Here is a 20,374-nt window from a genome sequence, read left to right as displayed (position 1 = left end):
CCGGGCCCCGGCCGCTCCCGGGCATCGTGCTCCCCGAGGCCGTACTGCCGGACGTTCTGCTACACGGGTCCGGCCACCGCGGCGACCGGCTTCTTCAGCGGCAGCCCCGACCCGTCCCTGCGGGGATCGGGTTCGGGCAGCTCGGCGGGGGCGCCGCTCTTGGTCGCCGCCAGCGCGGGTGTGGTGCCGGCCCAGGCCATCCGCAGCCGGTCCTCGCCTTTGAGGAAGCGCTGACAGCGCACGCCACCCGTCGCACGCCCCTTGCGCGGGTACTGGTCGAACAGGGTGAGTTTCGCGGTGCTCAGTGAGTCGTCGAGGGTGCCCTCCGTACCGGCGGCCGTGAACACCGCCGCCTCGGAGGCCGGGTCGACGGCGCCGAAGAAGAGGACCTGCACGTCCTGGGCGAGCTTGATGCCCGCGACCCCGCCCGCGGGGCGGCCCTGCGGCCGCACCTGGCCGGCCTGGAAGCGCAGCAGTTGCGCGTCGTCGGTGATGAAGACCAGGTCCTCCTCACCGGTGCGCAGTTCGGCGCCTCCGACGATGCGGTCGCCTTCCTTGAGGGTGATGACCTCCAGCTCGCCGCGGTTGGCCGGATAGTCGGGGACCACGCGTTTGACGATGCCCTGCTGGGTACCGATCGCCAGTCCGGGTGAGGACTCGTCCAGCGTCGTCAGGCAGATCAGTGTCTCGTCGGACTCCAGGCTGAGGAACTCCGAGATCTGCGCTCCGCCTGCCAGGTTGGGAGAGGTGGTCGACTCCGGGAGCTGGGGCAGGTCCACCACCTGGAGCCGCAGCAGGCGGCCGGTCGAGGTCACGGCGCCGACCTCGCCGCGGGTGGTGGCGGGCACGGCGGAGACGATCACGTCGTGCTTGACGCGCTTGGAGGCCTGGTCGAACTCGGCTCCGCCGTTGGCCGTGCGGGCGAGCAGGCCGGTGGAGGAGAGCAGCACCCGGCAGGGGTCGTCTGCGACCTCCAGCGGAACGGAGACGACGGGAGCCTCGGCGGAGTCCAGCAGCTCGGTGCGGCGTGGCGTGCTGTACTTCTTCGCGATGCCGGAGAGTTCCGAGGAGACGAGCTTGCGCAGCTCCGCGTCCGAGTCCAGGATGCGGGTCAACTGCTCGATCTCGCCCTTGAGCCGGTCCCGCTCGTCCTCCAGCTCGATCCGGTCGAACTTGGTCAGCCGGCGCAGCGGAGTGTCCAGGATGTACTGGGTCTGGATCTCGCTGAGGCCGAACCGGGAGATGAGCGAGGACTTCGCCTCGGCGGCGTTCTCACTCGACCGGATGATTCTGATGACCTCGTCGATGTCGACGAGCGCCACCAGCAGGCCCTCCACCAGGTGCAGCCGGTCGCGGCGCTTGCCGCGCCGGAACTCGCTGCGCCGCCGCACCACGGAGAAGCGGTGGTCGACATAGACCTCCAGCAGCTCCTTGAGGCCGAGGGTGAGGGGCTGGCCGTCGACCAGCGCGACGTTGTTGATGCCGAAGGACTCCTCCATCGGCGTCAGCTTGTAGAGCTGGGAGAGGACGGCCTCCGGGTTGAAGCCGTTCTTGACCTCGATGACGAGCCGCAGCCCGTGCTCGCGGTCGGTGAGGTCCTTGACGTCCGCGATGCCTTGCAGCTTCTTCGCGTTGACCAGGTCCTTGATCTTGGAGATGACCTTCTCGGGGCCGACGGCGAACGGCAGTTCGGTGACCACGATGCCCTTGCGCCGGGCGGTGACCTGCTCGATCGACACCGTCGCGCGGATCTTGAAGGTGCCGCGTCCGGAGACGTAGGCGTCCTCGATGCCCTCCCGGCCGACGATCTTGCCGCCGGTCGGCAGATCGGGACCGGGGATGAAACCCATCAGGGTCTCCAGGTCGGCACCCGGATGCTTGATCAGATGCCGGGCCGCCGCGACGACCTCGCCGAGGTTGTGCGGGGGCATGTTCGTGGCCATCCCGACCGCGATCCCCGAGGAGCCGTTGACCAGGAGGTTGGGATAGGCCGCCGGCAGCGTGACGGGCTCTTCCTCGCTGCCGTCGTAGTTGGCACCGAAGTCGACGGTCTCCTCGTCGATCGACTCGACCATCAGTCCGGCGGCCGGCGCGGATCGGCACTCGGTGTACCGCATCGCCGCCGGCGGGTCGTCGTTGCCCAGCGACCCGAAGTTCCCGTGCCCGTCCACGAGCGGCAGGCGCATCGAGAAGTCCTGCGCCATGCGCACGAGCGCGTCGTAGATGGGGGAGTCGCCGTGCGGGTGGAGCTTTCCCATCACCTCGCCCACCACACGCGCGCACTTCACGTACGACCTGTCGGGGCGCAGCCCCATCTCGTGCATCTGGTACAGGATCCGGCGCTGCACGGGCTTCATCCCGTCGCGGGCGTCGGGGAGCGCGCGCGAGTAGATGACCGAATACGCATACTCCAGGTAGGAGCCCTGCATCTCGTCGACGACGTCGATGTCGACGATGCGCTCCTCGAAGTCCTCTCCCGGCTCCGGTGCCGGTGTGCGGCTTTTACTGCGGCGGGCCATCGCGGCTGCGGCTCCTTCGGCTTCGTGCTGTCGCTCTTGTGCTCTCGACTGGGACTGGTAAGGGCCCTGCGGTCGGCCGACCGGACGGGTCCCGGTCGACCATTGTGGACCGCCGCTCTGACAGGGCGGTCGCTCGGTAGACCGTACGGGAACTTCGCACCTTGTCGGCGTGGTTGCATACAGTGACAGGGCCGCCGGTCGCGTGAGACGCGCGCGGCGGCAGTTCCCGGCGTCGGGCCGGGACCCCCGCGAGCGAAGGGACTCCACGCCCATGGGTCACACGGCCACGCCCCCGCCGGCCACCGGTGGGCTGACAGCGACGGAGCACCGGCTGGCCAACGGCCTGCGGGTGGTGCTCTCCGAGGATCATCTGACCCCCGTCGCCGCTGTCTGCCTCTGGTATGACGTCGGTTCCCGCCACGAGGCCGAGGGCCGCACCGGCCTGGCCCACCTCTTCGAGCACCTGATGTTCCAGGGCTCGGCCCAGGTCCAGGGCAACGGGCATTTCGAGCTGGTGCAGGGTGCGGGCGGCTCGCTCAACGGCACGACCAGCTTCGAGCGCACCAACTACTTCGAGACCATGCCCGCCCACGAGCTGGAGCTCGCCCTGTGGCTGGAGGCGGACCGGATGGGTTCGCTGCTGGCCGCGCTGGACGAGGAGTCCATGGAGAACCAGCGCGACGTGGTCAAGAACGAGCGCCGCCAGCGCTACGACAACGTGCCCTACGGCACCGCGTTCGAGCGCATGACGGCCATGGTCTACCCCGAGGGCCACCCGTACCACCACACCCCGATCGGCTCCATGGCCGACCTGGACGCGGCCTCCCTGGAGGACGCCCGGGAGTTCTTCCGTACCTACTACGCGCCCAACAACGCCGTCCTCTCCGTGGTCGGCGACATCGACCCGGACACGACGCTGGCCTGGATCGAGAAGTACTTCGGCTCCATCCCCGGCCACGACGGCAAGCGCCCCCCGCGGGACGGCGCGCTCCCGGACCCGGTCGGGGAGGAGCAGCGGGAGATCGTCGAGGAGGACGTGCCCTCCCGCGCGCTGATGAACGGCTACCGCCTGCCGCACGACGGCACCCGCGAGGCGGACGCCGCCGACCTGGCGCTGACCGCGCTCGGCGGAGGGGAGTCCTCCCGGCTCTACACCCGGCTGGTGCGGCACGACCGTACGGCGGTGGCGGCCGGCTTCGGCCTGCTGCGGCTGGCGGGCGCTCCCTCGCTGGGCTGGCTCGACATCAAGGCGTCCAGCGGCGCGGAGACCGCCGACATCCAGGCGGCGGTGGACGAGGAGCTGCGCCGCTTCGCCGAGGAAGGGCCCAGCGAGGAGGAGATGGAGCGGGCCCAGGCCCAGCTGGAGCGCGAGTGGCTGGACCGGCTCGGCACGGTCGGCGGCCGGGCCGACGAACTGTGCCGGTACGCGGTGCTCTTCGGCGATCCCCAGCTCGCGCTCACCGCGGTGCGGCGCGTCCTGGAAGTGACCCGCGAGGAGGTGCGGCAGGTGGCGGCGGAGCGGCTGCGCGCGGACAACCGTGCCGTGCTCGTGTACGAACCGCTGGCGAACGACGACGAGGAGACCGGGCAGTGAGCGAGACACCGGCGAGCACGAGCCCCGCGGGCATCGCGGAGGCGGCAGGCGAGAGCATGGAGTTCCATCCCCGGCCGGCCGGCGGTGCTCCCAAGCCGTGGGCCTTCCCCACCCCCGAGCGCGGCACGCTCTCCAACGGGCTGACGGTGCTGAGCTGCCACCGGCCCGGTCAGGAGGTCGTCGCCGTCGAGGTGGACCTGCGCGCGCCGCTGGACGCCGAGCCGGAGGGGCTGGACGGCGTCGCCACCATCATGGCCCGGGCGCTGAGCGAGGGCACGGACAAGCACACGGCGGAGGAGTTCGCCGCGGAGCTGGAGCGCTGCGGTGCCACGCTCGACGCGAACGCCGACCACGCCGGTGTGCGGGTGTCGCTCGAGGTGCCCGTGTCGCGGCTGCGCAAGGCGCTGGGGCTGCTCGCGGACGCGCTGCGCGCCCCGGCGTTCCCCGACAGCGAGATCGAGCGGCTGGTGGCCAACCGGCTGGACGAGATCCCGCACGAGCTGGCCAACCCCGCCCGCCGCGCGGCCAAGGAGCTCTCCCGCGAGCTGTTCCCGGCCGAGTCGCGGATGTCGCGGCCCCGGCAGGGCACCGAGGAGACGGTGCGGCGCATCGACGCGGCCGCGGTACGCGCCTTCTACGAGGCCCATGTGCGCCCCGCGACGGCGACCGCCGTGGTGGTCGGCGATCTGGACGGGCTCCGCGACGGCGGCGTCGAGGCGGCGCTCGCCGAGACGCTGGGCGGCTGGACGGGCGCTGTGGTCGACTCGCGTGCGATGCCGCCGATCACCGCCGACGACACCGGCCGGGTCGTCATCGTGGACCGGCCCGGTGCGGTGCAGACCCAGTTGCTGATCGGACGGGTCGGGGCGGACCGGCACGACCGGGTGTGGCCCGCGCAGCTGCTGGGCGTCTACTGCCTGGGGGGCACCCTCACCTCCCGGCTGGACCGGGTGCTGCGCGAGGAGAAGGGCTACACCTACGGCGTCCGCGCGTTCGGGCATGTGCTGCGTTCGGCGGAGGACGGCAGCGGGGCCGCGCTGCTGGCCATCAGCGGCTCGGTCGCCACCGACGTGACCGGTCCCGCGCTGGCCGATCTGTGGCAGGTGCTGCGGACGCTGGCGGCGGAGGGGCTGACCGACGAAGAGCGGGACGTGGCCGTGCGGAACCTGGTGGGGGTCGCTCCGCTGCGCTACGAGACGGCCCAGGCCGTCGCGGAGACGCTGGCCGACCAGGTCGAGGAGCAGCTGCCCGACGACTACCAGGGCCGGCTCTACGCCCAACTGGCCGAGACCGGCACGGTGGAGGCAACGGCCGCGGCCGTCAGCGCGCTGCCGGCCGACCGGCTGGTGACGGTGCTCGTCGGTGACGCGTCCCAGATCGCCGATCCGGTACGGGAGTTGGGCATCGGCGACGTCAAGGTGGTCACCGGCGGCTGAACCCGGCCGACGGGCGCGGTACCGGGGTAGGAAGTGGGGCCCGGGAGGAGGAATTGCTCCTTCCGGGCCCGCTGTGATGTCCGCTTTCGTCGCGGTTGCTGACGAGTTGGAGTGTGGCGTACGTGACAAAGCCAGGGATTCGTTTGCCGCTCGGAGTTGGCCCCGATTAGCGTCATTGCCGCTGTCCGTCAGAAGTGACCGCACCCGCGGCCGACGGACCGCGATCGCCGAATCCCCGAGGCAGCGGCCGAGGGGGACCGGGGACCCACGTCCCATTGGGGTGAATCGGACGGCCTCGCCAGAGGCGGTCCGTAGGAGACCTTCCTGCTCCGAACCCGTCAGCTAACCCGGTAGGCGAGAAGGAAGGAAAGGAGTACGCCTCCCTATGGCGTTCACCCGTGCCACCGGCAAGCACAGGCGTCCGAGCAAGGCCCGCAGGACCGCGGGCGGGGCGGCCGGCATAGCCGGCCTCGCCACCGTGGGCGTCGTCGGGTCCATCGCCTCCCCCGCCTTCGCCGCGAGCGGCGGCCAGAGCAACGTGCCGCTCCAGCAGAACGCCGAGGTGACCGAGGCCGTCGGCGGCCCGATCTCGGACACGCTGGACGAGCAGGCGTCCGCGCAGGCCCTCCGGGCCGAGCAGGCCAAGGCCGAGTCCGCGGCCAAGGAGGCGGCTGCCGAGGCGAAGGCGGAGGCCAAGCGGAAGGCCGACGAGGCCCGGCGCAAGGCGGCTGCCGAGAAGGCGGAGAAGGAACGCGAGGCCAAGCGCAAGGCCGCGCGGGAGGCCGAACGCGCGAAGCTCAACGCCTATGTGCTGCCCGTCGAGGGCTCCTACGTCTCGACCGGATACCAGCAGGGCGGCGGCATGTGGTCTTCCGGCAGCCACACCGGGATCGACTTCCACGCGGGGATGAACACTCCGGTCCACTCGGTGGCCGCCGGTGAGGTCGTGGAGGCCGGGAACGGCGGTGCCTACGGCAACAACATCGTGATCAAGCACAAGGACGGCACGTACACCCAGTACGGCCACCTCAACTCGATCGGCGTCTCGGTCGGCCAGCAGGTCACCTCGGGTCAGCAGATCGGGCTCTCCGGCTCGACCGGCAACTCCTCCGGCCCCCACCTGCACTTCGAGGCCCGCACCGGCCCCGACTACGGTTCGGACATCGACCCGGTCGCCTACCTGCGCAAGCACGGTGTGAAGCTCTGACGCGCGAGTCCCCACGAGCACCGCATGTGGCAGGCCCCCGGTCAGGTGACCGGGGGCCTGCCACATCCGGGCCGCGGTGCCGCCGGCTCCGGCGGCCGCGGGAGGTGTGCCTGGCGCAGGCAGCCGTTCAGATCGTCTCCGGGAGCTCCTCCAGCCCGTCCGTGACCAGCTTGGCCAGCCTGTCCAGAGCGGCCTCCGCCCCGTCCGCCTCGGAGGCCAGGACGATCTCCTCGCCGCCCTCGGCGCCGAGGCCGAGCACGCCGAGCATCGAGGCCGCGTTGACGGGAGTGCCCTCGGCCTTCCGGACGGTGATCGGCACTCCGGTCGCCGACGCTGCGCGGACGAAGATGGAGGCGGGGCGGGCGTGCAGCCCCTCGGCCCAGCCGACGGTGACGCGGCGCTCAACCATGGTGTTGCCCTTCGAGTCGTACGAGGTTGTCTAGACCAGTCTTGCACGGTCGCCCGAGTCCGCCGTGAACCGGCGACGGCGGTCCCGGAGACGGTGCTCCGGCCGCCGACGATACGACGTCTCCGCACACCCCTGAGCACGCGCCCTCCCTCCGCCGTACGCTGGCCTCATGCCGAGTCCCGAGGAGCGCGCCTACCCGGCCCACTGGGAAGCGGACATCGTGCTGCGCGACGGCGGTACGGCCCGGGTGCGGCCGATCGCCCCGGACGACGCGGAGCGGCTGGTCAGCTTCTACGAGCAGGTGTCGGACGAGTCCAAGTACTACCGCTTCTTCGCGCCCTACCCGCGGCTGTCCGACCGCGACGTGCGCCGCTTCACCCACCACGACTACGTCGACCGCGTCGGCCTCGCGGCGACCATCGGCGGCGAGTTCATCGCGACGGTGCGCTACGACCGCATCGACCATCTCGGCCGCCCCGCGAGCGAGCCCGCCGACGAGGCCGAGGTCGCCTTCCTGGTCCGGGACGACCAGCAGGGCAGGGGAGTGGCCTCGGCCCTCCTCGAACACATCGGCGCCGTGGCACGGGAGCGCGGCATCCGCCGTTTCGCCGCCGAGGTGCTGCCGGCCAACACCAAGATGATCAAGGTGTTCACGGACGCCGGCTACTTCCAGAAGCGCAGCTTCGAGGACGGTGCGGTCCGCCTCACCCTCGATCTGGAACCCACCGAGCGCTCGCTGGCCGTCATGCGGGCCCGCGAGCAGCGCGCCGAGGCCCGCTCCGTCGCACGCCTCCTGGCCCCCGGCTCCGTCGCGGTCGTCGGGGTCAGCCGCAGTCCCGGCGGCGCCGGGCGCGCGGTGCTCGACAGCCTGCGCACCGGCGGCTTCGCCGGGCGGCTGCACGCCGTCAACCACGCGCTGGAACCGCAGGAGACCGCACTGCCGACCGGGGTGCCTGCGCACCGCTCGGTGCGGGACATCCCCGAGCACGTCGACCTGGCCGTGCTGGCCGTCCCCGCGGACCAGCTCCACCGGGCGGTCACCGAGTGCGGTGAGGCGGACGTGCAGGGGCTGGTCGTCCTCTCCGAGGGGGTCGGCCGGGACGAGCAGCGCGAGCTGGTCCGGCTCGCCCGCTCCTACGGCATGCGGCTGATCGGTCCCGGCGCCCTCGGACTGATCAACACCGGTGAGGACGTGCGGCTGAACGCCACCCCGGCGCTGCGGATGCCCGAGCGCGGCGGCATCGGCGTCTTCACCCAGTCCGGGGCCATCGGCATCGCGCTGCTCGACGGTCTGGACCGGCGCGGCATCGGACCCTCCTCCTTCGTCTCGGCGGGCAACCGCGCCGACGTCTCCGGGAACGACCTCCTGCAGCACTGGGACGAGGACGAGGCCACCGACGTCGTCCTGATGTACCTGGAGTCCATCGGCAACCCGCGCAAATTCACCAGGCTCGCCCGGCGCACCGCGGCCCGCAAACCGGTCGTCGTCGTCAAGGGCTCGCGGCAGCGCGGCAGCACGCCCCCGCCCGGCCACGCGGCGCCCGCGGCGCGCACCCCGGACGCCACGGTCCGCACCCTGCTGCGCCAGGCGGGCGTCCTGATGGTCGACACGTTCACCGAGCTGCTGGACACCGGGGTACTCCTGATCGAGCAGCCGCCCCCGGCGGGCCCGCGGGTCGGCATCCTCGGCAACACCGACGCGCTGAGCCTGCTGGCCTACGACGCCTGCCTCACCGACGGGCTGCAGCCCCGTCCGGTCGTGGCGCTGCCCGGTTCGGCGGGGCCCGGCGCGTTCGGCCGGGCACTGCGCACGGCACTCGCCGACCCGGCAGCGGATGCCGTGCTGGTCACCGTGGTCCCCACGGTGCCGACCGAGCTGCCGGACAGCGCGGGAGGGGTCGAGCCCCGGACCCCGCCCGGCGGCCATGTCGAGGCCCTCGCCGACGCGCTGCGGGAAGCAGTCGAGGCGGCCGCGGCCGAGGGCACCCCGCGCAAGCCCGTCGCGGTCGTCCACCTGGCGATGGAGGGCCTGCAGAAGGCGCTCGCCCAGCGCGGCCTGCCCTCCTATCCGACCCCCGAGCGCGCCTCCGGTGCCCTGGCCGAGGCGGTGCGCTTCGCGCGCTGGCGCGCGGAGGCCGGCAGCCCCGGCAAGGTGCCCGACCTCGACGTGGACGAGTCCGCGGCGACGGCGCTGCTGGCCGAGGCGACGCCGGCCTCCCCGGGCCGCGGCCGGGCCCTGACCGACGAGGAGGCGGCCCGGCTGCTGCTCGGCTACGGCATCCCGGTGCAGCCCACCCTCGCGGCCCCGGACGCCGACACGGCCGTCGAGGCGGCCCGCACCCTCGGCTTCCCCGTCGCGCTCAAGACCACGGCCCCGCATCTGCGGCACCGCGCCGACCTGGGCGGCGTGCGGCTGGACATCGCGGGTGAGAACGGGCTGCGCCGGGCCTTCCGGGAGCTCATCGAGGGGCTCGGCGCCCCCGAGGAGCTGCGCCCGGTCGTGCAGGCGATGGCGCCGCGCGGCGTGGGCACCCTGGTCCGCGGGACGCTGGACCCGGCCATCGGCGCCGTGCTCTCCTTCGGGCTGGCCGGTCCGCCGTCCGAGCTGCTGGGCGACACGGCGCACCGGCTGGTGCCCGTCACCGACAAGGAGGCCGCCGGGCTGGTCCGCGCCATCCGCTCCGCGCCGCTGCTGTTCGGCTGGCGGGGGGCCGAGCCCTCCGACACCGCCGCGCTGGAGGAGGTGCTGCTGCGGGTCTCGCTGCTGATGGACGATCATCCGCAGGTCGTCGCGGTGGAGCTCGACCCGGTGGTGGTGGCGCCGCGCGGTGTGACAGTGTTGAGCGCCTCCGTCCGGGTCGCCGACCCGGGAAGGCGTCCCGACCTGGGAGCGCGCAGGCTCCCGGCGTACTGACGGCGCGGCGGGAGCGCATCGGGGGGAGCGGCCCGGGCCGAGCCCGCCGTACGGCCCTTAGGATGGCTGTCATGGCGAAGACCGGTACGACGACGCAGGGGCTGCGTGAGGCGATCGAACGCAGCGGCTACTACCCGGCCCTCGTAGCCGAGGCCGTCGAGGCGGCGGTGGGTGGCGAGCCCGTGGCCTCATACCTTGTGCACCAGGAGACGACGTTCGACTCCAACGAGGTCCGCCGCCACGTCACGGTCCTGGTGCTCACCCGCACCCGCTTCCTCGTCAGCCACACCGACGAGCAGGCGGCGGACGGCACCTCGCCCTCGCCCTACGCCACCACCTCCACCGAGTCCGTGAAGCTGGAGCGGATCTCCTCGGTGGTGCTCTCCCGGGTGGTGGCCAACCCCGAGTCCTACACACCCGGCACCCTGCCCCGCGAGGTCGTCCTCACCATCGGCTGGGGTGCCGTCTCCCGGCTCGACATGGAGCCGGCCACCTGCGGCGACCCCAACTGCGAGGCCGACCACGGCTATACCGGATCCGCGACGGCCGACGACCTCTCGCTGCGGGTCAGCGAGGCGGGCGACGGTCCCGACACCGTCCGCCAGACCCTCGCCTTCGCGCAGGCGCTGTCCGAGGCCACTGCCGGAACGACCCGGGTCGGACCCCCGCAGTGACCGCTGAGAACATCCCGCACCCGCTCCGGTACCCGGCCGCCCCCACGGTGTCCGGCGGGGCCGGGCACGGCGGCGCCGTACCGGACGGCCCGCTCGACCCGCGCACGGCGCCCGTCCCGCGCTACGGCTCCGGCTCGCTGGCCGATCTGCTGCCGTCGGTGGCCGCCGGGCTCGGCGTTCCCGGCCTGGCCGCCGGGCTGCGGCTCCCGCCCGCGGACCGGGCCTGCGTGTTCCTGGTGGACGGGATGGGCTGGGAGGCACTCGGGGCGCACCCCGACGAGGCGCCGTTCCTCACCTCGCTGCTCGCCGGCTCCACCGCCGGTACCGGTGAGCCGATCACCTCCGGTTTCCCCTCCACCACGGCCACCTCGCTGGCCTCGGTGGGGACCGGGCGGGTGCCCGGGGAGCACGGGCTGCCCGGTTACACCGTGCTGGACCCGGCCACCGGCGCGCTGATGAACCAGCTCCGCTGGCAGCCCTGGACCGAGCCGCACGTCTGGCAGCCGTACCCGACCGTCTTCCAGCAGGCGGCGGCCGCCGGGGTGGAGGTCTGCCAGGTGACGGCGCCGCACTTCGAGCACACGCCGCTCACCAAGATCGCCCTCTCCGGCGGTACCTTCCTGGGGCGGCTGTCCGCCGAGGACCGGATGGATCTGGCCGCCGAGCGCCTCGCCGCCGCGGACCGCACCCTGGTCTACACGTACTACGCGGAGCTGGACGGGAACGGGCACCGCCACGGCATGGATTCGGACGCCTGGCGGGGCCAGCTGATGTACGTCGACCGGCTCGCCCAGCGCCTCGCGGAGCAGCTGCCCCCGCGCTCGGCGCTCTACATCACCGCCGACCACGGCATGGTCGACATCCCGCAGGGGCCCGAGGCGCGGATCGACTTCGACGAGGACTGGGAGCTGAGCGCCGGAGTCACGCAGTTGGGCGGCGAGGGCCGGATGCGGCACGTGTACGCGGTGCCGGGCGCGGCGGGCGACGTACACGCCGTCTGGCGCGAGGTGCTGGCCGAGCAGGCGTGGGTCGCCACCCGCGAAGAGGCCGTCGACCTCGGCTGGTTCGGCCCCGGGGTCGAACCGCGGGTGCGCGGCAGGATCGGCGACGTGATCGCCGCGATGCGCGACGACGTCGCCGTGGTGGCGACCCGGCGCGAACCCAAGGAGTCCGAGCTGATCGGGATGCACGGCTCGGCGACGTCCGCGGAGCAACTCGTCCCGCTGCTGGAGGTCCGCACCTGACGCACCGCGTCCGGTGCGCCCGCCCGGCGCCCCCCTGTGCCCACGCCAGAGGAACCCGAACCGAGAAAGGGTCCGACCCCCCCATGCCAGAGCTGGTGTTCTTCTCCGGAACGATGGACTGCGGAAAGAGCACGCTCGCGCTCCAGATCGAGCACAACCGCTCGGCGCGCGGCCTGCAGGGCATGATCTTCACCCGGGACGACCGCGCGGGCACCGGCAGGCTCTCCTCCCGGCTCGGCCTGGTCGCCGAGGCCGTGGAGGTGGCCGAGGAACTCGACTTCCAGCGGCACCTGGTCCGCCATCTGACCTCGGGCGGCCGCACCGACTACGTGATCGTGGACGAGGCGCAGTTCCTCTCGCCCGAGCAGGTCGAGCAACTCGCCCGCGTCGTCGACGATCTGGGCATCGACGTCTACGCGTTCGGTATCGCCACCGACTTCCGCACCCGCCTCTTCCCCGGCTCCCAACGGCTGATGGAACTGGCCGACCGGATGGAGACCCTCCAGGTGGAGGCGCTGTGCTGGTGCGGCGCCCGCGCCACGCACAACGCGCGTACCGTCGGCGGCCGCATGGTCGTCGAGGGTGCTCAGGTGGTCGTGGGGGACGTGGGGGAGCCCAGCGGTGAAGTCGGATACGAAGTCCTGTGCAGGCGCCACCACCGCAGGCGGCTGACGGCCGCCACGGCAGGGGCGGGCGCGCTCTCGCCCGACGTCCTCCCCGTGGACGAACCCGCCGGGGCGAAGGTGCCGCCGGGACGTGGGCTCAGCGATCCGCTGCGGCGGGCCGGATCACACTGAAGTGCGCGCCCTCCGGGTCGGCCAGCGTCGCCACGCGCCCGTACGGTGAGTCGCCCGGGCCGCGCACCACACCACCGCCCAGTTTCTCGGCGCGTCCCGCCATCCCGTCCGGGTCCTCCACGGCGAAGTACGTACGCCAGTGCGGCCCCCGGTCCCGCGGCAGCGCGTCCCCCACGCCCTGGATGCCCGCCACCGGAACGCCCGCCACGCACAGGGTCAGATAGTCAGCGCCCGGCGCCTCGACGCTCTGCACGTCGTAACCGAACACCGCCTGGTAGAACTTGACCACCCGGCCCGTCTCCCGGGTGACCAGCTCGAACCACACCGGAGCCCCCGCCATCCCGCGCGGCGCGGTGCCCAGGCCCGGCACGTGCACGTCCTGCCACAGGCCGAACGGGGCCCCGTGCGGATCCGAGACGATCGCCATCCGCCCCGCCTGCTCCGCGTCCAACGGGCCCACCGCGACCGTGCCACCGTACGAACGGACCGCGGAGGCCGTGTCGTCCGCGTCGTCGGTCGCCAGATACGGCAGCCAGGCCACCGGGAGCTGCCTGCCGTCCGCCTTCTTGCCCAGCCCCGCGACCTCGTGCCCTGCCGCGACCGCGCGTACGTACGGGCCGAGCTGCCGGGGTCCGGCCCGGAACTCCCAGCCGAACAGGCCCTGGTAGAAAGCCTGGCCGGCGTCCAGTCCGTGCACCATCAGGCTCGCCCACGCAGGCGCGCCGGGCGTGTGCCGCAGCCGGGTCGCTGCCTCGGTCATCTGCTTCGCTCCTTGACCATCATCGATGCGGTCGTGCGGGTGGAAGTGCCGCGGCGTCGTTGCCGCGGCGTCGTGACTACTCGCCAGTGCAGATGCTGTCACCATCCGCCGTGCCGCGCTCCCCGGCCGCGCCGCTGTTGCCGCTTCCGGTGGAGAATCCCCGATCCGTGTGCCGTCACCGACCCCTGGACCCCGGGGGGAGCGGCCCTGCGCGAGGATGGCGCCATGACAGCCATCATCTCCGCAACGGCGCTCGCCGGCGACCTCGCAGCCGGCGCCGCGCCCGTGCTGCTCGACGTGCGCTACAAGCCCGGCGACCCGCCCGGTCTGCCCGCCTACCGTGCGGGCCATCTGCCCGGTGCCGTCTACATCGACCTGGAGAGCGAGCTCGCGGCTCCGGCGGGGGCCGGGACCGGCCGGCATCCGCTGCCCGCACCGGACGTCTTCGGCTCGGCGATGCGGCGTGCGGGAGTGACGGCGGACCGCCCCGTGGTCGTCTACGACGGCGGCGGTCCCGGCGGCGGCTGGGCCGCGGCCCGCTGCTGGTGGCTGCTCCGCTGGGCGGGCCACCCCGACGTCAGAGTGCTGGACGGGGGCCTGGCGGCCTGGCAGAGCCACCGCGATCCCGGGAGCGGGGAGCCGCTGCCGCTCAGCACCACGCCCCCCGAACCGGTGCCCGGCGACTTCACGCCCGCCTCCGGCGGCCTGCCGTCCCTGGACGCGGACGAGGCCGCGGCCCTGGCCCGGCGCGGGGTGCTGCTGGACGCCCGCGCCGCGGAGCGCTATCGCGGAGAGGTCGAGCCCCTCGACCCGGTGGCGGGGCACATCCCGGGTGCGGTCTCGGCCCCCACCACGGAGAACCTCACCGACGCGGGCACCTTCCGCTCCCCGGACGCCCTCGCGGAACGCTTCGCGGCGCTGGGCGCCGGTCCGGGCACGGAGGTCGGTGTCTACTGCGGCTCCGGGGTCTCCGCGGCCCAGGAGGTGCTGGCCCTCCAGCTCGCCGGGATCGAGGCGGCGCTGTACGTGGGCTCCTGGAGCGAGTGGACGGCCGGAGGAGGCCGCCCGGTGGCCACCGGGCCGGAGCGCGGCTGACCACACCCCCGCGGTCACCCGGCACGGCGGACGAACCGGGGGCGGTCCGCTCGGACCGCCCCCGGGCGCGCGTCGGCCGGACCCGGGGCCCGGCCTGTCGCCTACTCCTTTTTGCGGCGGGTGCCGAAGACGATCTCGTCCCAGCTCGGTACCGCGGCACGGCGGCCCGGGCGGACCCCGTCGGCCTCGGCCTGCCGGTCGGTGTTGCCCTTGAGCCGGTCCCGGTGCGCGGTCACCGAGCGCGGCATCAGCACGTCCGCGTAGGCGGAACCGGCGCTCGCGGCGGGGGCGGTCGGCTCCACGGCCTCCTGCTCCTCCTCGCGGTCCCGCTCGCTCGCGGCGCTCTCGGCCACGGCGGCGGCTGCCTCGTCCTCGTCCTCCACCGCACCCGGCTGCGCTTCCGGGACGACCAGGTCGCCCCGGAAGCTGGGCACCGCCTCCAGCAGGCTGGTCAGCGAGTCCGGGGTGCCGGAGCCGTCCTCGGCGTCGGACAGCGCCTGATCGTCCTCGTCGCCGGGCGCAGGTGCCAGCGCGGCGGGCTCCAGCTCGGGCCGGCCGGAGCGCTCGCCGCGGTCCGGGCGCTCGCGCGGCAGCCGGGCGATCCGGGGCACGAACGGGAAGCTGGGCTCCGGGGTGTCGTCGGTCTCGCCGATCAGCGCCCTGGCCTCGTCGTCCACCGCCTGCACCAGACGGCGCGGCGGATCGTAGGTCCAGGTCGCGGAGTGCGGCTGGGCCGCGACGCGGTAGGCGAGCAGCACCTCCCAGGTGCCGTCGTCGCGCCGCCAGGAGTCCCAGTGCACGGAGTCCTTGTCGGCGCCGCGCAGCAGCAGCCGCTCGGCGACGGCCTCGCCGAGCTGCGGGCCGACGTTCTCGCCGGGGCGGCGCACCGGGGTCTTGCGGGCGCGCTCGGCCATGAAGGCGCGCTCGGCGAGCACCGGGCCCTCGAAGCGGCGCACCCGGTCGACCGGGATCCCCGCGAGGGAGGCGACCTCCTCGGCGGAGGCACCGGCTCTTATCCGCGCCTGGATGTCCCGAGGCCGCAGGTGGCTCTCCACCTCGATCTCGATCTGGCCCAGCCGCGCCCGGTCGTTCCGGACGGCGGCGCGCAGCCGCTCGTCGATCGGAAGCGTGTATTCCGTGCTGTCGGCAGCTTTGAGCACCAGTCGTGTGCCGTCGTTGCTGACGGCCACGACACGCAGTTCGGGCATGGGGACCTCCCGGGTGGTGCCTGCCGACGTCACGTGCGTCGCTGCTCCCGCTAGACGAGTGTGGCCTGCCCGGGTGCAGCCTGCCACAACCTTGCCGACTTCCTCGGGGTCCGAGGCTGTTTCCAGATCGTTGTTCGAATCGTGTGGAACTGCCCGGAACCGCCGCTACGGCACGGTTACCTCCTCACAACGCACGGTGATCGAGGTGGTCACCGTGTGCAGCCAGCGCCGGGTCAGAACCGAGACCAGGGCTCGTCACACTACTCCATTAGGGCCACCCGGGTGGACCGCCGCGCCACCGAAGTTGCTCCCGAGTAAGGGAGTTGACGCCCCAAGAGTCCATTTGGCCTGGATACGGGGGTGGGAAGCGTCACAGAACCACCCGAAATGGAACCCTGCCCTTCGCTCGAAAGTCCCCTAATCGTGCACAGTGCTTGGAGTGTGCGATCAAGGGCGGTAAATGGACAAGAGCGACAAGCAATCCATATCCAGCAGGGGAGCCCCCGAGCAGGAGGAGAGCAAGAGTGGAAAACGGCTGGAGCTGAGCCTCGCCCAGGTGCTGGGCAGCGCGGTCGCCGCGGTGGTGGCCGCGTTCGCCGCCGGGCAACTCGGGGTGTACGGCACCTTCCTGGGGGCCGGTGTGATGAGCCTGGTCGCGACCAGCGGTGGCCCGGTCTTCCAGCACTTCTTCAGCAGGACCGGCGAACAGATCAAGGAAGTCACGGTGCCGCCCAAGGCGCGGCAGGTCCCGGTGCGGGACCCGGCCGCCGGCTGGAAGGACGACGAGGGCGGGCACGCCGGCCAGGCCGTCCACAACGCCGACGTGCTGCACGGCACCGGGCCCGTCACCACCACGTGGGGGCAGGGGGCGGGGAGCGGCACCGGACCCGGCGCGGAGCCCGACGCCGCGGACGCGACCCGGGTGCTGCGGCGCGACGACCTGACCAGGGCCCTGCGCTCCGCGGCCGGAGCCGTCCCCGCCCGGGACGCGGACGCCACCCGGGTACTGCGGAGCCAGGACCCGGCGCGGTCACCGCGCCCCGCCGGGACCACTCGGGTGCTCGCGGGCGCCGCCCGGTCCGCGCCCGCGCGGGACGGGGCGGCGCCCGCCGCGGAGGCCCCCGGTGACGGGGAGTTCACCGCGGCCACCACCCACGGCACCAAGTGGCGCGGCTGGCGGCGCACCCTGCTGCCCGCCGTGCTGGTGTTCGTGCTCGCGATCGGCGGCATCACGCTCTACGAGGCGCTCTCCGGGCACAGCGTCTCAGGCGGGAAGGGCACCTCCCTCAGCGACGTGTTCCGGCCGGGCCACGACTCGTCCACCGGCGAAGACTCCCCGGACACGCCCCCGGCGAGTCCGGACCAGGACGGTACGGAGGACGGGCAGCGCCCGACCACCGACCCGTCCGGCTCGGGGCGGTCGTCCGATCCGGGCGACCGGAACGGCAGCGAGAGCGGGCGGGACGACTCCGGTGACACCGGGGGCGGATCGACGCCGGCCCCCGACCCGTCCCCCTCCCAGCCGGACGGCACCGACGGCGGCGGTGACTCCGCAAGCGGCGACACCGGCACCGGTGACAGCGGCTCGGACAGCGGCCAGGACGGCGGTGCCGGAAGCGGCCAGGGAGAGACCGGAGGCTCCGGCAGCGGCGCCGATCTGCCGCAGGGGCAGCAGCCGGGCTAGCACCCCGCAAGGGCTCGCGCAGTCCGACGGGCCGTGCCCGCGCATCCGCTCCGGATGTGCGGGCACGGCCCGTTCCGTCGAGCCGGCGGTCCCGTGCCCGGCACGGGGGCGTCAGTCGCCCAGCACGCGCCGCAGGTAGTCGTTGCCGAAGACCCGGTCCGGGTCCAGACGGTCACGCAGGGCCGTGAACTCCTCGAAGCGCGGATACACCCCGGCGAGGTACTCCGCGTCCCTGCTGTGCAGCTTCCCCCAGTGCGGGCGGCCGGCGTGCGCCGTCATGATCCGCTCCACCGCGCTGAAGTACGCCTCATGGGGCGTGCCCCGGTACATGTGCACTGCCACATACGCCGTCTCACGGCCGCTCGCTGTCGACAGGTGGATGTCGTCCGCGGGCGCGGTACGCACCTCCACGGGAAAGCTCACCCGGAAGTCCGAGCGCTCCACCAGTGCCTTCAGCGCGCGCAGTGCCTCCACCAGCGCGGCCCGCGGTATCGCGTACTCCATCTCCAGGAAGCGCACCCGGCGCGGACTGGTGAAGACCTTGTACGGGATGTCGGTGTAGCTGCGTGCCGACAGCGCGCGACTGGAGACGCGGGCCACCCCGGGGACGGCGGCGGGTACCGCCTTGCCGAGTGCGCAGGCCGCCTGGAAGACGCCGTTGGAGAGCAACTCGTCGTCGACCCAGCCCCGCAGCGGGGTGAGCGGAGCCGCGGGACCCGTACTGCGGTTGTTGCGCTTGGTGTTGCAGCTCTCGGTGTGCGGGAACCAGTAGAACTCGAAGTGCTCGTTCTCGGCCACCAACTGATCGAACTCGCCGACGACCCGGTCGAACGGCATCGGCTCCTCCCGCGCGGTCAGCAGAAACTCCGGTTCCACCGCGAAGGTGATCTCACTGACCACGCCCAGCGCCCCCAGCCCCACTCGCGCGGCGGCGAAGAGGGCCTGCTCCTGTGGTGTCCCCTCCGCCGAGCAGCGGACCACGGAGCCGTCGGCGAGCACCAGCTCCAGCTCGGTGATCTGCGCGGCGACCGAGGCCGAGGCGCGGCCCGTGCCATGGGTGCCGGTGCTGACGGCGCCCGAGACGGTCTGCTCCATGATGTCGCCCATGTTCGTCAGCGACAGGCCGCGGGCCGCCAGCGCGGCGTTCAGCTCCTTCAGCGGGGTACCCGCCGCGACGGTGACCGTGCCCGCGGCCCGGTCCACGGCGCGCACCCCGGTCAGCCGCTCGGGCCGGATGAGCACCCCGTCCGTGACGGCGGCGGCGGTGAACGAATGGCCCGTGCCCGCCGCCTTCACCCGCAGTCCGTCGGCCGCAGCGCGGCGCACCACCTCGGCCAGCGCCTCCGTGGTGGAGGGCGAGACGGTCCGTCGGGGGGCGGCCACCACGTTGCCCGCCCAGTTCCGCCACGTTCCCGCCCGGCCGTCCGTCGTCGACCGCACACCCGATCGCCCGCTCATCCGTGACCGTCCCCTCTCGCCGCGGCGCTCCGTCCGAGAGCGCGGCCGGGGCCGAGGAACGCACCACGACCGCCGACGCCCCCGCACCGGCGGGTCCCCACCAGTTGGAGAGGGATCATACTCACGGCTCTCGCACAGGTGCCCTACAGTGCGCCGCGCAGCGGAGGCCGGGCGCCTGCCGCGTCCCCCGGATGGGAAGATCGAGGCATGTCCGATGCGCTGCCCACCCAACCCCCCGGCCCCGGGCCGGACTCCTCCCCGGCCCCCTACGACGCGCTCCTGCTGCTGTCGTTCGGCGGTCCCGAGGGGATGGACGACGTCGTCCCGTTCCTGCAGAACGTCACCCGGGGGCGTGGCATCCCCACCGAACGCCTCGAAGAGGTGGGCCGCCACTACTACCTCTTCGACGGGGTCAGCCCGATCAACGAGCAGAACCGGGCCCTGCTGGCGGCGCTCCGCGAGGACTTCGCCGCACACGGCCTCGACCTCCCCGTCTACTGGGGCAACCGCAACTGGGCGCCGTACCTCACCGACACCCTGCGCGAACTGGTCCACGACGGCCACCGGCGGGTGCTCACCCTGGCGACCAGCGCTTACGCCTCCTACTCGGGCTGCCGCCAGTACCGGGAGAACCTCGCCGAGTCACTGGCTGCGCTGCAGGAGGAGGGGCTGCGCCCGCCGCAGGTGGACAAGCTGCGCCACTACTTCAACCACCCGGGCTTCCTCGAACCCGTGGTCGACGGAGTGCTCGCCTGTCTGGACGACCTCCCCGCCGAGGTGCGCGACGGCGCGCACCTCGCCTTCACCACGCACTCCATCCCCGCCGCCGCCGCCGACACCTCCGGCCCCGTCGAGGCGCACGGCGACGGCGGCGCCTACGTCGCGCAGCACCTCGACGCCGCCGAACTGATTACCGAGGCCGTCCGGGAGCGCACCGGTGTACGGCACCCCTGGAGCCTCGTCTACCAGTCGCGCAGCGGCCCGCCCTCCGTGCCGTGGCTGGAGCCGGACATCTGCGACCACCTGGAGGAACTGCACGCCGACGGGACGCCCGGGGTGGTGATGGTCCCGGTCGGCTTCGTCTCGGACCACATGGAGGTCCGCTACGACCTGGACACCGAGGCCCTGGACAAGGCGTCCGAGCTGGGCCTGCCCGCCCGCCGCTCGCCCACGGTGGGCGCCGACCCGCGGTTCGCCGCCGCGGTGCGGGAACTGGTGCTGGAGCGCGCCGCCACCGAGCGGGGCGAGGCGCCCGCCCGCTGCGCGCTGGGCGCACTGGGCCCGAGCCACGACGTGTGCCCGGTCGGCTGCTGCCCGGCGCGGACCCCGAAGCCGGCCGCGGCGGGCGCCGACGCACCGCCCTTGTGACAGTTCC

General features: G+C 73.3%; 15 protein-coding genes and 1 riboswitch. Of the genes, 10 read left to right on the top strand and 5 right to left on the bottom strand.

Annotated features, from left to right (window positions below; genetic code table 11):
* Positions 1 to 59: 59 nt before the first annotated feature.
* On the bottom strand, positions 60 to 2,519 hold the full coding sequence (locus tag ACFYMO_RS27450; protein ID WP_388549690.1) for a DNA topoisomerase (ATP-hydrolyzing) subunit A: 2,460 nt from the start codon (positions 2,517 to 2,519) through the stop codon (positions 60 to 62).
* Positions 2,520 to 2,790: 271 nt separating this feature from the next.
* Between ACFYMO_RS27450 and ACFYMO_RS27445 the strand changes: the two genes are divergently transcribed.
* The 3 genes from ACFYMO_RS27445 to ACFYMO_RS27435 all read left to right on the top strand — a co-directional run bounded on the left by ACFYMO_RS27445 (position 2,791) and on the right by ACFYMO_RS27435 (position 6,756).
* Positions 2,791 to 4,113 (top strand): pitrilysin family protein, encoded by a 1,323-nt coding sequence (locus ACFYMO_RS27445; protein WP_366773708.1) that lies wholly within the window; start codon positions 2,791 to 2,793, stop codon positions 4,111 to 4,113.
* A gap of 56 nt (positions 4,114 to 4,169) precedes the next feature.
* Entirely contained in the window at positions 4,170 to 5,549 is a 1,380-nt protein-coding gene (locus ACFYMO_RS27440; protein ID WP_366773744.1) for a pitrilysin family protein, read from the top strand.
* Positions 5,550 to 5,764: 215 nt separating this feature from the next.
* A riboswitch (cyclic di-AMP (ydaO/yuaA leader) is annotated at positions 5,765 to 5,920 on the top strand.
* Between the two features lie 14 nt (positions 5,921 to 5,934).
* On the top strand, positions 5,935 to 6,756 hold the full coding sequence (locus ACFYMO_RS27435) for a M23 family metallopeptidase (protein WP_366773709.1): 822 nt from the start codon (positions 5,935 to 5,937) through the stop codon (positions 6,754 to 6,756).
* 127 nt (positions 6,757 to 6,883) lie between these two features.
* Here the strand turns inward: ACFYMO_RS27435 and ACFYMO_RS27430 are convergent, their stop codons facing one another.
* On the bottom strand, positions 6,884 to 7,165 hold the full coding sequence (locus ACFYMO_RS27430) for an HPr family phosphocarrier protein (RefSeq protein ID WP_366773710.1): 282 nt from the start codon (positions 7,163 to 7,165) through the stop codon (positions 6,884 to 6,886).
* 169 nt (positions 7,166 to 7,334) lie between these two features.
* Between ACFYMO_RS27430 and ACFYMO_RS27425 the strand changes: the two genes are divergently transcribed.
* The 4 genes from ACFYMO_RS27425 to ACFYMO_RS27410 all read left to right on the top strand — a co-directional run bounded on the left by ACFYMO_RS27425 (position 7,335) and on the right by ACFYMO_RS27410 (position 12,794).
* Positions 7,335 to 10,079: a GNAT family N-acetyltransferase gene (locus tag ACFYMO_RS27425; protein ID WP_388549686.1), complete on the top strand. Its 2,745-nt coding sequence runs from the start codon at positions 7,335 to 7,337 to the stop codon at positions 10,077 to 10,079.
* 71 nt (positions 10,080 to 10,150) lie between these two features.
* Positions 10,151 to 10,753 carry a DUF5998 family protein gene (locus tag ACFYMO_RS27420; RefSeq protein WP_019359788.1) on the top strand — a complete coding sequence of 201 codons (603 nt, stop codon included), beginning with the start codon at positions 10,151 to 10,153 and terminating at the stop codon, positions 10,751 to 10,753.
* A 47-nt stretch (positions 10,754 to 10,800) separates the two neighbouring features.
* Positions 10,801 to 11,997, top strand: a complete 1,197-nt coding sequence (locus ACFYMO_RS27415) for a nucleotide pyrophosphatase/phosphodiesterase family protein (protein WP_366773745.1) — start codon at positions 10,801 to 10,803, stop codon at positions 11,995 to 11,997.
* A gap of 83 nt (positions 11,998 to 12,080) precedes the next feature.
* Entirely contained in the window at positions 12,081 to 12,794 is a 714-nt protein-coding gene (locus ACFYMO_RS27410) for a thymidine kinase (protein ID WP_276477482.1), read from the top strand.
* Here ACFYMO_RS27410 and ACFYMO_RS27405 read toward each other — a convergent pair.
* The gene (locus tag ACFYMO_RS27405; RefSeq protein ID WP_366773712.1) at positions 12,760 to 13,554 is read right to left on the bottom strand and encodes a VOC family protein; all 795 of its coding nucleotides are present in this window, start codon (positions 13,552 to 13,554) and stop codon (positions 12,760 to 12,762) included. The two genes, ACFYMO_RS27410 and ACFYMO_RS27405, sit on opposite strands and share 35 nt — an antisense overlap.
* Before the next feature lie 225 nt (positions 13,555 to 13,779).
* Here ACFYMO_RS27405 and ACFYMO_RS27400 point away from each other — a divergent pair, with 225 nt between their 5' ends.
* The gene (locus ACFYMO_RS27400; RefSeq protein WP_366773713.1) at positions 13,780 to 14,649 is read left to right on the top strand and encodes a sulfurtransferase; all 870 of its coding nucleotides are present in this window, start codon (positions 13,780 to 13,782) and stop codon (positions 14,647 to 14,649) included.
* A gap of 101 nt (positions 14,650 to 14,750) precedes the next feature.
* Here ACFYMO_RS27400 and sepH read toward each other — a convergent pair whose 3' ends face one another.
* Positions 14,751 to 15,857, bottom strand: coding sequence for a septation protein SepH (sepH, locus tag ACFYMO_RS27395; protein ID WP_388549681.1), 1,107 nt, complete (start codon positions 15,855 to 15,857; stop codon positions 14,751 to 14,753).
* Between the two features lie 460 nt (positions 15,858 to 16,317).
* Here sepH and ACFYMO_RS27390 point away from each other — a divergent pair, with 460 nt between their 5' ends.
* Positions 16,318 to 17,541: a hypothetical protein gene (locus tag ACFYMO_RS27390; protein ID WP_366773715.1), complete on the top strand. Its 1,224-nt coding sequence runs from the start codon at positions 16,318 to 16,320 to the stop codon at positions 17,539 to 17,541.
* A gap of 111 nt (positions 17,542 to 17,652) precedes the next feature.
* On the opposite strand, the gene ACFYMO_RS27385 is transcribed toward ACFYMO_RS27390, so the two are convergent.
* Positions 17,653 to 18,999, bottom strand: coding sequence for a D-arabinono-1,4-lactone oxidase (locus ACFYMO_RS27385; RefSeq protein ID WP_366773716.1), 1,347 nt, complete (start codon positions 18,997 to 18,999; stop codon positions 17,653 to 17,655).
* Positions 19,000 to 19,206: 207 nt separating this feature from the next.
* Here ACFYMO_RS27385 and ACFYMO_RS27380 point away from each other — a divergent pair, with 207 nt between their 5' ends.
* On the top strand, positions 19,207 to 20,367 hold the full coding sequence (locus ACFYMO_RS27380; RefSeq protein ID WP_366773718.1) for a ferrochelatase: 1,161 nt from the start codon (positions 19,207 to 19,209) through the stop codon (positions 20,365 to 20,367).
* The last annotated feature ends 7 nt before the right edge of the window (positions 20,368 to 20,374 follow it).

Source organism: Streptomyces sp. NPDC007025, from assembly GCF_042869455.1.
In the GTDB taxonomy this organism is placed as follows: domain Bacteria; phylum Actinomycetota; class Actinomycetes; order Streptomycetales; family Streptomycetaceae; genus Streptomyces.
The sequence above is the reverse complement of the archived record's forward strand: the minus strand, read 5'-3'. Positions and strand labels throughout refer to the sequence as shown.